Source organism: Streptomyces sp. WG7, assembly GCF_049975785.1.
In the GTDB taxonomy this organism is placed as follows: domain Bacteria; phylum Actinomycetota; class Actinomycetes; order Streptomycetales; family Streptomycetaceae; genus Streptomyces.
In genome coordinates, this window is sequence record NZ_JBNGGE010000039.1 from 1 (window position 1) to 13008 (window position 13008).

Sequence of the window (13008 nt, forward strand, 5' to 3'; positions counted from 1 at the left end):
TGCTTTCCAGGTTCCCGCTTTCGCGTTTCCCTTTCCGGCGGTTCCGACTCTATCAGATCCTTTCGGCCCTGATTCCCCGTCAGAGGGGGTTGTCTTCGCGGCTGTTGGGCCGTTCCGACGAGTGAGACTCTAGCGGATTCCCGGCTCCCGAGCTAATCGGGGGCCGCGTCCTGACGGACGTGGATTCCTCATTCCATAAATACGCGCACCGACAATGCGACGACGCCGACAGCGCGACTGTTCGTCGTGAAGTGGTTGGTACTTGCGGAATGGCTGTCCGGGGACCGACCGGGGTCGGCGCTCACGTCGGACAACTCGGAGAACATTACGAGTGCGGTACCGGCGTGTCAAATCCTGGGCGGTGCGGCCTCTGCGGGCGTACCGTGGCGGGCGTGATGACGCGTACGTGCACTCAGCTCTGGCGGGCCGCCTGACGGCGGCCGTAGTCACGTATGCACTCAACGGCCGCCGCTTCGGCGGCCGTTCCCGTATCTCCCTCCGGGAGGGGCGGCCGACGGGTGGCGGCGGCCCTGACCAGGAGGTGGAGAGATGACACGGGTCTTCAGTGGGGTCAAGCCGACCGGGCACCTGACGCTGGGGAACTACCTGGGAGCCATGCGGCAGTGGGCCGCGGAGGACCAGCACCGGTCGGACGCGCTGTTCTGCGTCGTCGACCTGCACGCGCTGACCGTGGACCACGATCCGGCGCGGGTGCGCAGACTGAGCCGGCAGGCGGCGTCCCTGTTGCTGGCGGCGGGGCTGGATCCGGAGCTGTGCACCGTCTTCGTGCAGAGCCACGTGGACGAGCATGCCCGGCTGTCGTACGTACTGGAGTGCGTCGCCACCGACGGGGAGATGCGGCGGATGATCCAGTACAAGGAGAAGGCCGCGCGGGAGCGGCAGCGGGGCGGGAGTGTGCGGCTGTCGCTGCTGACGTATCCCGTGCTGATGGCGGCCGACATCCTGGCGTACGGGACGGACGAGGTGCCGGTCGGGAACGACCAGACTCAGCACGTGGAGCTCGCGCGGGATCTGGCGGTGCGGTTCAACCAGCGGTACGGGCACACGTTCGTGGTGCCGCGGGCCACGAGTCCGGCGGTCGCCGCTCGGGTGATGAATCTGCAGGAACCCGCGTCGAAGATGGGGAAGAGCGACGACGTCGGGCCGGGGATCGTCTATCTGCTGGACGAGCCGGGCGTGGTGCGGAAGAAGGTCATGCGGGCCGTGACCGACAGTGGGCGCGAGGTCGTGTACGACCGGGAGGGGCGGCCGGGGCTCGCCAACCTGCTGGAGATCCTCGCCGCCTGCACGGGTGCGGGGCCGGCTGAGCTGGCGGGTGGGTACGACTCGTACGGCGCCTTGAAGAAGGACACCGCGGAGGCGGTCGTGGAGGTGCTGCGGCCCGTGCAGGAGCGGCACAAGGAGCTGTGCGCGGATCCCGGGTATGTGGAGGGTGTGCTGAGGGAGGGGGCGGGCAAGGCCCGGGCCATGGCTCGGCCGACCGTGGATGCCGCTTATCGCGCGATCGGGCTGCTGCCGCCCGTGAACGCTGCGCGGTAGGCGCGCGCGGTGGCCGGTGGCGAGGCGCGATGCGAAGTGCCGGCGCATCGCGCCTCGCTGCCGGAGCCGGCCGGGGGGCGATCTCACTCGCTCACGCCGGAACACACCCATGCGCAGTCGAAGCGGGCCTGGCGGGAGGGTCAGTCCTTGGTGCCGGAGGCGAGTTCGCGGCTGCGGTCGCGGGCGGCTTCCAGGGCGGCGATGAGGGCGGCGCGGACGCCGTGGTTCTCCAGTTCGCGGATCGCGTTGATGGTGGTGCCTGCGGGGGACGTGACGTTCTCGCGGAGCCTGACCGGGTGTTCGCCGCTGTCGCGGAGCATCTTCGCGGCGCCGATCGCTGACTGGACGATCAGGTCGTGGGCCTTGTCGCGGGGCAGGCCCAGGAGGATGCCGGCGTCGGTCATGGCTTCGACCAGGTAGAAGAAGTACGCCGGGCCGGAGCCGGAGAGGGCGGTGCAGGCGTCCTGCTGGGACTCGGGGACGCGGAGGGTCTTGCCGACGGCGCCGAAGATCTCCTCGGTGTGGGTCAGGTGGTCGGCGGTGGCGTGGGTGCCGGCCGAGATGACGGACATGGCCTCGTCGACGAGGGCCGGGGTGTTCGTCATGACGCGGACGACCGGGGTGCCGGGGGCGAGGTGCTCCTCGAAGAAGGCGGTCGGGATGCCCGCGGCGCCGCTGATGACCAGGCGGTCGGCGGGGACGTGCGGGGCGAGTTCGTCGAGGAGCGTGCCCATGTCCTGCGGCTTGACCGTGAGGATCAGGGTGTCGGCGGTCTTGGCGGCCTCGGCGTTGGTGACCGGGGTGACTCCGTGGCGGGCGCGGAGTTCTTCGGCCCGTTCCCGGCGGCGGGCGGTGACCAGGAGGTCGGCGGGTGCCCAGCCGGCTCCGATCATGCCGCTGAGCAGGGCTTCGCCGATCTTGCCGGTGCCGAGGACTGCGACTTTCTGGGTCATGGCTTTCGGTGCCCTCCGAGTGCCCTCTGGGGGTGCGTCGTCCGTCGTCGTCATCCTCGCATCCCGGGGGCGGGCGGGGCCGGGATGTCCGGTGGGCGGGATTCCGGTCGGCGGGATTCCGATGGGCGCGCTAGGGCGTCCGGCGTTTGAGGGTGGCCGCGCCCAGGGCCAGGACGAGGAGGGCGCAGCCCGCGACGATCAGGACGTCCCGTACGAAGGCGGCGGTCGTGTCGGTGTGGTGCAGGACCTCGTTCATGCCGTCCACCGCGTAGGACATGGGCAGTACGTCGGAGACCGCCTCCAGCGCCGGGTGCATCCGGTCGCGCGGGGTGAACAGGCCGCAAAGGAGGAGCTGGGGGAAGATCACGGCCGGCATGAACTGGACCGCCTGGAACTCCGAGGCCGCGAAGGCCGAGACGAAGAGACCGAGGGCGGTGCCGAGGAGGGCGTCGAGCAGCGCGACCAGGAGGAGGAGCCAGGGGCTGCCCGTCACGTCCAGGCCGAGGAACCAGACAGCCAGGCCGGTCGCCAGGGCCGACTGGACGATGGCGAGGGCCCCGAAGGCGAGGGCGTACCCGGCGATGAGGTCGCCTTTGCCCAGCGGCATGGCGAGGAGGCGCTCGAGGGTGCCGGAGGTGCGCTCGCGCAGGGTCGCGATGGAGGTGACCAGGAACATCGTGATCAGCGGGAAGATCCCGAGGAGCGAGGCACCGATGTTGTCGAAGGTGCGCGGGCTGCCGTCGAAGACGTAGCGCAGCAGGACCAGCATCACGCAGGGGATCAGCATCAGGAGCGCGATGGTGCGGGGGTCGTGGCTCAGCTGGCGCAGGACGCGGGTCGCGGTGGCTGTGGTGCGGGAGAGGGTCAGGGGGTGGGTGGGGGCAGTCGGGTGCAGGGGTGTGGTGGGGGTGGTGGGGGTGGTGGGGGTAGTCATGGGGTTGGCTCCTTCGTGCGGGCCGCCTTCGCTTCGTCGACCAGGTGCAGGAAGGCCTCCTCGACCGTGCCGGAGCCGGTGCGGGTGCGCAGGGCGTCGGGGGTGCCCTCGGCGAGGATCCCGCCCTCGCGCATGAGGAGGAGGCGGTGGCAGCGCTCGGCCTCGTCCATGACGTGGGAGGAGACGAGGAGGGTGGTGCCGCGGTCGGCGGCGAGGGAGTGGAAGAGGGTCCAGAGGTCTCGGCGGAGTACGGGGTCCAGGCCGACCGTCGGTTCGTCGAGGACCAGGAGTTCGGGGGCGCCGAGGAGGGCCACGGCGAGGGAGACGCGGCTGCGCTGGCCTCCGGAAAGGTCGCCGGCCAGGGCGTCGGCGTGGGTGGTGAGGTCTACCTCGGCGAGGACGCGGGTGACGTTCTCGTGGCGGGCCCCGGCGGCTGCGCGGCCGGGGGCGAGGACCGCGGCGAAGTAGGCGAGGTTCTGGCGGACGGTCAGGTCGTCGAAGACGGACGGGGCCTGGGTGACGTAGCCGATGCGGGTGCGGAGGGTGGGGTGGCCGGCGGGGTGGCCGAGGACGTCCAGGGTGCCGGTGACCTTGGCCTGGGTGCCGGTGATCGCGCGCATCAGGGTCGACTTGCCGCAGCCGGAGGGGCCGAGGAGGCCGGTGATCCGGCCGCGCGGGACGGTGAAACCCAGGGCGCGCAGGACGGTGCGGGGGCCGCGGGTGACGGTGAGGTTCTCGGCGTGGACGGCGGGTGGGGCGGGGGTACCGCCTCGTCCGTCGGGGGGCGGCGGTTCTTCGGGGGGCGGGGAGGGGTAATTCATCATGTGATGAATACTCCTCCCGGGTGAGGGTCGCGTCAAGCGGTCCAGGTCGTCGCCGGGGCCGCCGGGGTCGTCGGGGTCGTCGCGAGCAGGAGGCGGACGTCGTACGTCTCCTCGACGATTCCGTCCGGGAAGGCGGTCAGGAGGTGCCGGCACTCCTCGGCCAGGAAGGCCGCGCGGCGTTCCTCGGTGTCGGTCAGGAAGACCGAGTGGCTGCCGAGGTTGGCCAGGTGGGTGGCGAGGGGTACGCGGCGGCTCCAGCGGATGTCGCGGCGGGTGAAGCCGAGGCGGCCTGCGGGGTCGGCGACGCGTGCGTCGAGGTTCCGCTTCTCGGCGGCGAGGTCCAGCCCGAAGTGCCGGTCGGCGCGGTCGGCGGCCGCCGCGATCCACGGCACGTCGTGGGCGCCGGTGTTCCACCACAGCGCGAGCGCGCCGCCCGGACGCAGCACGCGCAGCGCCTCCGGGACGGCCAGGGCGGGGTCGGTCCAGTGCCAGGCCTGGGCGTAGGTGAGGAAGTCGGCGCAGTGGTCGGCGAGGGGGAGGGCGTTGCCGTCGCCCCGCACTATCGGCACGCCGGGGAGGGCCCGGCGGAACTCGGCGGCCATGCCGGCGCCGGGCTCGACGGCGATCACGTCGGCACCGCGCGCGTGCAGGCGGGCGGTGGCGATGCCCGTACCGGCGCCGGCGTCCACGACGCGGGCGCCGGCCAGCGGACGGCCGGCCAACTCCTCCAGCGCCTCGAAGAGAGCGGGCGGGTAGGAGGGGCGGTTGGCGGCGTACTGGGCGGCGGCGGCGTTGAAGGAGTGGGCGCGGGCACTGTGCGTGGGCCCGGAGGGCGCGGGTGTCGTCATACGGCCATGGTGGCCGGGTGGCTTCGGGGCGCAGGAAGGTTTCGGGAAGGACGGGTGGCCGCCGCACTCGCCGGGGTCGGCCAGCTAGCGGCGGCGCTTCTTCGACGGGTTGCCCGAGCGGCGGGTGGTGCGCTTCTCGTACTCCTCGCGGGCCTTGTCGTACTCGGCGCGGTGCAGTTTCTCGCCCGGGGCTTCGGTGAAGGTGCGGAAGAAGTAGGCGAGGAGCGAGCCGACGAAGCCGATGGCCAGCAGGCCGCGGAGGGAGGCCTGGCGGTCGGGGTCGGGGCGGCTGGTGAAGGCGGACCAGGTGTGGCGGAAGGCCAGGGCACTGCAGATCGCGAACATCACCGTCATCAGCAGCGAGACGAAGCCGCCGACGTCGGCGATCTGGAGGCCCTGGTAGGCGATGCGGAGCACGAAGCAGGCGGCGGCCGCCACGGCGAGGGAGCCGACGGCGAGGCCGGCCCGGCGGGCGGCGTACCCGTTGTCGTGGTGCACCCAGGTGGTGCCGTAGAACCGGATGGGCTCGGGGCGGGGGCCTGCGGGCGGGGTGGAGCTCGCGGGGGTGTCCGGGATGCCGTTCGTGCCGTTCTCTGCGCTCACGGGTCGATTATGGCGCCGGGGTGTCGCGGACCCGGCGCCGGGCGGGCCCGCCGCGCGGAACGTGCGGGTCAGCCGCCCTGGCCGGCACTGCCGATCGGGCCGACCTTCACCGCGGAGCCGGAGCCGTCCGTGACGGGCAGCGAGGCGCCGCCCGGCCAGGCGAGCGTGACCGACTTCGTCTCGTCCGGCGGGGTCACCACCAGGCCCGTGATGCGGACGCCGGAGCCGCCCGAGTCGTTGATCGGGTAGCTGATGCCGAAGGACACCGTCTCGCCGTCCTTGAGGGTGACCGGGTCGGCCGGCTCGCCCGTGCGCGTCGCGGACAACGAGCCCGCGTTGGTCTTCAGGTCGACACCCGCGTGGCCCGAGAGCGTGCAGTCCCGGCCGCCGCCGTTCTTCAGGTCGACCGCCACGGTGCCGTCGGGGTCGCCGCCGATGGTGCTGTCCATCGCCGTGATCTCCAGCTCGTCGGTGCGGCACTTGCCGGTCTTGCCGGCCTCGCTGGAACCGGTCCCGGCGGCCGGGCCCTGCCCGGCGGTGCTCTTCCCCGAGTCCGTCCCGCTGCCCTGGTCCGAGCCGGCCGACCCCGAGCCCGCCGCTTCCGAGCCGCCGTTCGAGGAGGACGAGGAGGACGAGGTGGAGGTGGCCGACGGGGCGCTCTGGCCCGTGCCGTCGTCGTCGTTCTGGCAGGCGGTGAGCGAGAGACCCGCGACGACGGCCACGGCTGCGAGGGTGATCTTGCGAACGCGCATCGTTTTCCTCGGTATCGGTTGGGGTGCCGGCCCGTCGGCACGAGCGAGCGTTTCTGATCACCAGGACCCGCCCGGCCGGCACCCCGTTCCGCCCGGCACCTCCCTAATACGGCGCCAGGACAGCTCTGTTACACACCCACCTGCCGGGCACTCAGCAGCGAGGGGCCACGTAGCCGTCGCTGCCGGTGCGGATGTACGCGTCGGCGACGTACTGGCCGCTGCCGATGTTGTCCCAGATGTTCGAGGTGCCGTACGGGCCCGACACCCGGGTGCCCGGCGTCTGGCAGTTGATCTGGACCCTGGCGCCCTCGGGCAGGGCCCGGACGACGGAGTAGCCGGTGCCGGGGCCGCTGCGGACGTTCAGCCGGTAGCCCGGAGCGACCGGGTAGGAGCGGGCTGCCGTGGCCGCCGCCGTGGTGACGGCCTCCGCGGTCGTCTTCTCGTCCCCGCCCTCGATGTCCGAGATCTGGTCGACAGACATGAAAAACCTCCCCCGTTGTACCCACGGCTGTCGTGGGTCGCGTGATTTCCATGGAACCAGTGCAAAACAAGCCACGGAGCCACGGAACACGAGTTCGCAACTCGCACGCGGAGGCTAGCAAGCCGCCTCGGTCCCGTACGACCCATCGACTAGGCTCCGAGCGTCGCGCGCGCGAACGAACAGCACGGGGGAGGTTCCATGGCGCCGCAGAGGAACGCCGGAGCGGGCGCGGAAGCGGAACTTCCGGAATACGCCGGCCACTACCGCCTGGAGTCCTGTCTGGGCTCGGGTGGCATGGGCGTCGTCCATCTGGCCCGGAGCACCTCCGGGATGCGGGTCGCGGTGAAGGTCGTGCACGCCCGGTACGCCATGGACCCCGAGTTCAGAGGGCGGTTCCGGCAGGAGGTGGCCGCCGCGCGGCGGGTGAGCGGGGCGTTCACCGCGCCCGTCGTCGACGCCGACCCGGATGGCGGACGGCCCTGGATGGCCACGCTGTACATCCCCGGACCGACCCTCGCCGAGCAGGTGAAGCGGAACGGGCCGATGGACCCGGACCAGGCGCGCCGGCTGATGGCCGGGCTCGCGGAGGCACTGCGCGACATCCACCGGGTCGGGGTCGTGCACCGGGACCTGAAACCGAGCAACGTGCTGCTGGCCGAGGACGGACCCAAGGTCATCGACTTCGGCATTTCCCGGCCGAAGGACAGCGAACTGCGCACCGAGACCGGGAAGCTGATCGGTACGCCGCCGTTCATGGCGCCGGAGCAGTTCCGGCGGCCCCGGGAAGTGGGTCCCGCGGCCGACGTCTTCGCCCTCGGCTCGCTCATGGTGCACGCGGCGACCGGGCGCGGGCCCTTCGACTCCGACAGCCCGTACGTCGTCGCCTACCAGGTCGTGCACGACGAACCCGACCTCACCGGCGTACCGGAGACGCTCGCGCCGCTGGTGCTGCGGTGTCTCGCGAAGGAGCCCGCCGACCGGCCCACGCCGGACGAGCTGATGCGGCAGCTGCGGTCGGTGGCGGCGGGGTACGACACACAGGTGTTCGTACCGGCCCCGTGGACGCAGGCGCAGGAGACGCGGGAGACACGGGAGACACAGGGGGCGCGGGAGAGCGGGGAGGCGAAAGAGGCCCAGGAAGTTCTGGAGGCCCACGAGGTCCATGAGGTCCAGGAAGTCCATGAGGTCCAGGAGTGCCAGGAGGCGGACGCGCCCGCGGAGCGGTCCGCGCGGCGCCTCGGCGGGCGGACGGTTCTGATGGCCGGGGCGCTCTGCCTCGCCGTGCTCGGCGGGCTGACCTCGCTCCAGCTGATCGACGGCACGGAACCGGCGCGGAAGACCACCGCCGCGCAGAGCGCGCAGGGCGGCTTCGGCGTGTGGGAGACGACGCCCGCCTCGGAGGGCGCCGGCATGCCCCTGTGCTCGTACGGGGCCCAAAGGCTGCTGTGCGCGCGGCCGGGGCTGGTCTTCGCCCTCGATCCTGCCGACGGCGGCACACTGTGGCGGCACGACGTCGCGGGCACGGCCCGCAGCGAACCGCCGGTCGTGTCGGGCGGCCTCGTCCAGCCCTCCCTCCACCGGATCGGTGACCTGGAGGCGCTCGACCCGGCCACGGGCAAGCCCGTGTGGCAGGAGGAGATGCCCGAGTACGACGGAGTGCGGGCGGTCGGCGACATGCTCCTGCTCACCCGTTCCGACGGAACGGTCACGGGTGTGGACAGCGCCTCCGGCGAGACCAGGTGGTCCGGACGGATTCCGGGCCAGGCCGTGCCGTACTTCTCCTCGTTCACCGGAGAGCCGGACGAACCGTCGGCGTACGCGACGAGCCTGTCCGAGGACGGGAACACGACCCGGGTCACCGCGGTGGACCCCGCGACGGGGGACGTGCGGTGGGACGCGGAGCTGGAGGGGTCGCTGACGCCCGTGGGGGCGGCGGACGGGTCCGTGTACCTCGTCGTCGGGGGCGCCGTCTACGGGGACGTGAAGGCGGTGGTCCGCTACACGCCCGCCACGGGGGCCACCCGCCGGGTGACGCTGCCCGTGCCGGTCGCGCAGGCGGAGGCCGGCGTGCGCGGGGACACCGTGCACCTCATGGGCGCGGGCGGCTCGCTGGTGGCCGTGGACATGGCGGCGGGCAGGCAGCGATGGCGGCTGGAGACGGGCGTGAGCCGGGGCTCGGTACCCGTCTCCGACGGACGGCACGTGTACGTCACCGCTCCCGACGGCCGGCTGCTGGGCGTCGACGCCCGCACGGGGAGGCTCCTCGGGCAGACCCGGCCGCGGCTCGGCGCCGACTCCGACCGGGTCCCCGCCACGCTGCCCGCGCCGGTGCTCGCGGGCGGCCACGTCTACGCCGGTGCGCCCGACGGGACCGTGTTCGGCGTGACGGGGCGGGACCCGGGCGCCTGGTGACCCTGCCGGGCCGCGTCAGGTTCGTGTCGGGGCCGCGTCGGGCTTCCGGCCGGGGGCCGCGCCGGACAGTCGTCGGGCCGGGGCGTGTGGGAGCCGCGCCGGGCGTCGGACCGGGTGGTCAGCCCAGCTTGCTGACGTCGCGCACCGCGCCCTTGTCCGCGCTCGTCGCCATCGCGGCGTACGCCTTCAGGGCCGCGGAGACCTTGCGCTCGCGGTTCTTCGGGGCGTACACGCCGTTCATGGCCTGCTCGCGGCGGGCCAGCTCGGCGTCGTCCACGAGCAGCTCGATGGAGCGGTTGGGGATGTCGATGCGGATGCGGTCGCCGTCCTCGACCAGGGCGATGGTGCCGCCGGCCGCCGCCTCCGGTGAGGCGTGGCCGATGGACAGGCCCGAGGTGCCGCCGGAGAAGCGGCCGTCGGTGACCAGGGCGCAGGCCTTTCCGAGGCCGCGGCCCTTCAGGTACGAGGTCGGGTAGAGCATCTCCTGCATGCCGGGGCCGCCCTTGGGGCCCTCGTAGCGGATGACGACGACGTCGCCCTCCTCGACCTGCTGGGTGAGGATCTTCTGGACGGCCTCCTCCTGCGACTCGCAGACGACGGCCGGGCCCTCGAAGGTCCAGATGGACTCGTCCACGCCGGCGGTCTTGACGACGCAGCCGTCCACGGCGAGGTTGCCGCGCAGGACCGCGAGGCCGCCGTCCTTGGAGTAGGCGTGCTCGACGGAGCGGATGCAGCCGTTCTCGGCGTCGTCGTCCAGGGAGTCCCAGCGCTCGGACTGGGAGAAGGCCTCGGCGGAGCGGACGCAGCCGGGGGCCGCGTGCCACAGCTCGACGGCCTCCTGGGAGGGCGAGCCGCCGCGGATGTCCCAGGTCTTCAGCCAGTCGGCCAGGGACGGGCTGTGGACGGAGTGCACGTCCTCGTTGAGCAGGCCCCCGCGGTGCAGTTCGCCGAGGAGGGCGGGGATGCCGCCCGCGCGGTGCACGTCCTCCATGTAGTACGTGCGGTCCTTGGCGACGTTCGGCGCGACCTTGGCGAGGCACGGGACGCGGCGCGAGAGGGCGTCCATCTCGGTGAGGCCGTAGGCGACCTCCGCCTCCTGGGCGGCGGCCAGCAGGTGCAGGATCGTGTTGGTGGAACCGCCCATCGCGATGTCCAGCGCCATGGCGTTGGCGAAGGCCGCGGGGGTGGCGATGTTGCGGGGCAGGACCGAGTCGTCGTCCTGCTCGTAGTAGCGGCGGGTCAGGTCCAGCACCGTGCGGGCGGCGTTCTCGTAGAGCGCCTTGCGGGCGGTGTGGGTGGCCAGCACCGAGCCGTTGCCGGGCAGGGAGAGGCCGATCGCCTCGGTCAGGCAGTTCATCGAGTTGGCGGTGAACATGCCGGAACAGGAGCCGCAGGTGGGGCAGGCGTTCTCCTCGATGCGGAGGATGTCCGCGTCGGAGATCTTGTCGTTGACCGCCTCCGACATCGCGTCGACCAGGTCCAGCGTGCGGACCGTGCCGTCGACCAGGGTGGCGCGGCCGGACTCCATCGGGCCGCCGGAGACGAAGACCGTCGGGATGTTCAGCCGCAGGGCCGCGTTGAGCATGCCCGGGGTGATCTTGTCGCAGTTGGAGATGCAGATCAGGGCGTCGGCGCAGTGCGCTTCGACCATGTACTCCACGCTGTCCGCGATCAGGTCGCGGGAGGGGAGGGAGTAGAGCATGCCGCCGTGGCCCATCGCGATGCCGTCGTCGACGGCGATCGTGTTGAACTCGCGCGGGATGCCGCCGGCCGCGGTGACCGCCTCGCTGACGATGCGGCCGACCGGGGCGAGGTGCGTGTGGCCCGGCACGAACTCCGTGAAGCTGTTGGCGACGGCGATGATCGGCTTCCGCCCGATGTCCGCGCCGGGTACACCGGAGGCACGCATAAGGGCGCGGGCGCCCGCCATGTTGCGGCCGTGGGTGACTGTGCGGGACCTCAGTTCGGGCATCGTCGCTCGCTCCTTCGGAGAGTAATGACTGTCGTCGAGCGTACGCCGGTCATCCAGGGGCCGGGACAAGGTGTCCGTAATGCGGGATGCGCGTCTCGCCCACGACACCGCAGGGGCGCCCGGAGCGCGGCCTCAGGGCCCGGTGAGATGCCCCTGTACGACCGGTGCCACGCGGGCGATGATCCGCTCCGGGTCGGCCGAGGCCAACGGCTCCACCTTGATCACGTACCGCAGCATCGCGCACCCCACCAGCTGCGCCGCCGCCAGCTCGGCACGAAGTTCCGCGTCGGGCAGGTCCAGCTGGGCGGCGATCCGCCGCAGCAGCTGGGCGGCGATCAGGCGGCGGAAGACGGCGGCGGCGGTGTCGTTGTTGACGGCGGAGCGGACGATGGCCAGCAGCGGCGTACGGGTGGCGGGGTTCTCCCAGAGGCCGAAGACGAAGCGGGTGAGCCGCTCGCCCACCCCGTCGAGGGGGCCGTCGCCGATGGCCTCGGGGGCTTTCAGGGCGGGCGCGAAGGCGACCTCGACGGCCGCCTCGAAGACCTGTTCCTTGGTGCCGAAGTAGTGGTGCACCAGTGCCGGGTCCACGCCCGCCGCCTTGGCGATGCCGCGTACGGACGTCTTCTCGTAGCCGCGCTCGGAGAACTCCTCGCGGGCCGTGGTGAGGATGCGGTCGCGGGTGCCGGCGGACTCCGTACGCGGAGGCCTGCCGCGGCGGCGGGTTCCCCCGGCGGTGTCGCTCACCGCCGGTGCGCCTTCGCCGCCGAGCCCGTCGAGCCCGCCGATCCGGACGGGCCCGCTGATCCGGACGGGGCCGACGAACCGGGCAGGCCGGACGGGCCGGACGCCGCCAGGTGCAGGCGGGTGAAGGCCAGGGCCTCGGCGAGATCGGCCTCACGTTCGGCGCTGGACATCGCGCGACGGGTGTTGACCTCGATGACGACGTGCCCGTCGAAGCCGGTGTGCGCGAGGCGTTCCAGCACCTCGGCGCAGGGCTGGTCGCCACGGCCGGGAACGAGGTGCTCGTCCTTGGCGGAGCCCTTGCCGTCGGCGAGGTGGACGTGGCCGAGGCGGTCGCCCATGCGGTCGAGCATGTCGAGGGCGTCGGTGCGGGACGTGGCGGCGTGGCTGAGGTCGATCGTGAAGTGCCGGTAGTCGTCCTTCGTCACGTCCCAGTCGGGGGCGTACGCCTGCATCTCGCGGTCGCGGTAGCGCCAGGGGTACATGTTCTCGACGGCGAACCGCACGTCCGTCTCGTCCGCCATCCGCCAGATGCCGCTGACGAAGTCCCTGGCGTACTGCCGCTGCCAGCGGAACGGCGGGTGGACGACGACGGCGGACGCGCCGAGCTTCTCGGCGGCGGCGCGGGCGCGCTGCAGCTTGACCCAGGGGTCGGTGGACCACACGCGCTGGGTGATGAGCAGGCACGGGGCGTGCACGGCGAGTATCGGCATGCGGTGGTAGTCGCTGAGTCTGCGCAGCGCGTCGATGTCCTGGCTGACCGGATCGGTCCACACCATGACCTCGACCCCGTCGTATCCGAGGCGTGCGGCGATCTCGAAGGCCGTCGCCGTCGACTCCGGGTAGACGGAAGCCGTCGACAGGGCGACCTTCGCGTCCGGGATCCGGACGGCGTCCGTTGGTTCTGCCACGAGGGTCAGGTTACGGG

The 13008-nt window shown here is 72.3% G+C and carries 12 protein-coding genes; 2 read left to right on the plus strand and 10 right to left on the minus strand.

Annotated elements, in window-relative coordinates; translation table 11 throughout:
• Positions 1 to 549 precede the first annotated feature (549 nt).
• A complete protein-coding gene (gene trpS, locus ACP4J0_RS29330) occupies positions 550 to 1560 on the plus strand; it encodes a tryptophan--tRNA ligase (RefSeq protein ID WP_426601743.1) in 1011 nt (336 codons plus the stop codon).
• Between the two features lie 140 nt (positions 1561 to 1700).
• Here trpS and proC read toward each other — a convergent pair whose 3' ends face one another.
• From proC to ACP4J0_RS29365, 7 genes are all read right to left on the minus strand, one after another.
• Positions 1701 to 2513: a pyrroline-5-carboxylate reductase gene (gene proC / locus ACP4J0_RS29335; protein ID WP_426524172.1), complete on the minus strand. Its 813-nt coding sequence runs from the start codon at positions 2511 to 2513 to the stop codon at positions 1701 to 1703.
• A gap of 130 nt (positions 2514 to 2643) precedes the next feature.
• On the minus strand, positions 2644 to 3447 hold the full coding sequence (locus ACP4J0_RS29340; protein WP_426601744.1) for an ABC transporter permease: 804 nt from the start codon (positions 3445 to 3447) through the stop codon (positions 2644 to 2646).
• The gene (locus tag ACP4J0_RS29345; protein WP_426601745.1) at positions 3444 to 4271 is read right to left on the minus strand and encodes an ABC transporter ATP-binding protein; all 828 of its coding nucleotides are present in this window, start codon (positions 4269 to 4271) and stop codon (positions 3444 to 3446) included. The genes ACP4J0_RS29340 and ACP4J0_RS29345 overlap by 4 nt, the downstream gene beginning before the upstream one ends.
• A gap of 32 nt (positions 4272 to 4303) precedes the next feature.
• Positions 4304 to 5119: a class I SAM-dependent methyltransferase gene (locus tag ACP4J0_RS29350; protein ID WP_426601746.1), complete on the minus strand. Its 816-nt coding sequence runs from the start codon at positions 5117 to 5119 to the stop codon at positions 4304 to 4306.
• A gap of 84 nt (positions 5120 to 5203) precedes the next feature.
• Positions 5204 to 5722, minus strand: a complete 519-nt coding sequence (locus tag ACP4J0_RS29355) for an EamA/RhaT family transporter (RefSeq protein ID WP_426601747.1) — start codon at positions 5720 to 5722, stop codon at positions 5204 to 5206.
• Positions 5723 to 5790: 68 nt separating this feature from the next.
• A complete protein-coding gene (locus ACP4J0_RS29360; RefSeq protein ID WP_426601748.1) occupies positions 5791 to 6474 on the minus strand; it encodes a DUF4232 domain-containing protein in 684 nt (227 codons plus the stop codon).
• Positions 6475 to 6625: 151 nt separating this feature from the next.
• Positions 6626 to 6955 carry an SH3 domain-containing protein gene (locus tag ACP4J0_RS29365; RefSeq protein WP_426601749.1) on the minus strand — a complete coding sequence of 110 codons (330 nt, stop codon included), beginning with the start codon at positions 6953 to 6955 and terminating at the stop codon, positions 6626 to 6628.
• Positions 6956 to 7153: 198 nt separating this feature from the next.
• Between ACP4J0_RS29365 and ACP4J0_RS29370 the strand changes: the two genes are divergently transcribed.
• Positions 7154 to 9367, plus strand: a complete 2214-nt coding sequence (locus tag ACP4J0_RS29370; protein ID WP_426601750.1) for a protein kinase domain-containing protein — start codon at positions 7154 to 7156, stop codon at positions 9365 to 9367.
• Positions 9368 to 9485: 118 nt separating this feature from the next.
• Here ACP4J0_RS29370 and ilvD read toward each other — a convergent pair whose 3' ends face one another.
• The 3 genes from ilvD to ACP4J0_RS29385 all read right to left on the minus strand — a co-directional run bounded on the left by ilvD (position 9486) and on the right by ACP4J0_RS29385 (position 12991).
• Positions 9486 to 11339, minus strand: coding sequence for a dihydroxy-acid dehydratase (gene ilvD, locus ACP4J0_RS29375; RefSeq protein WP_426601751.1), 1854 nt, complete (start codon positions 11337 to 11339; stop codon positions 9486 to 9488).
• 132 nt (positions 11340 to 11471) lie between these two features.
• On the minus strand, positions 11472 to 12083 hold the full coding sequence (locus ACP4J0_RS29380; protein WP_426601752.1) for a TetR family transcriptional regulator: 612 nt from the start codon (positions 12081 to 12083) through the stop codon (positions 11472 to 11474).
• Positions 12080 to 12991, minus strand: a complete 912-nt coding sequence (locus tag ACP4J0_RS29385; RefSeq protein WP_426601753.1) for a TIM barrel protein — start codon at positions 12989 to 12991, stop codon at positions 12080 to 12082. Before ACP4J0_RS29385 ends, ACP4J0_RS29380 begins: the two co-directional genes overlap by 4 nt.
• Positions 12992 to 13008: the final 17 nt, after the last annotated feature.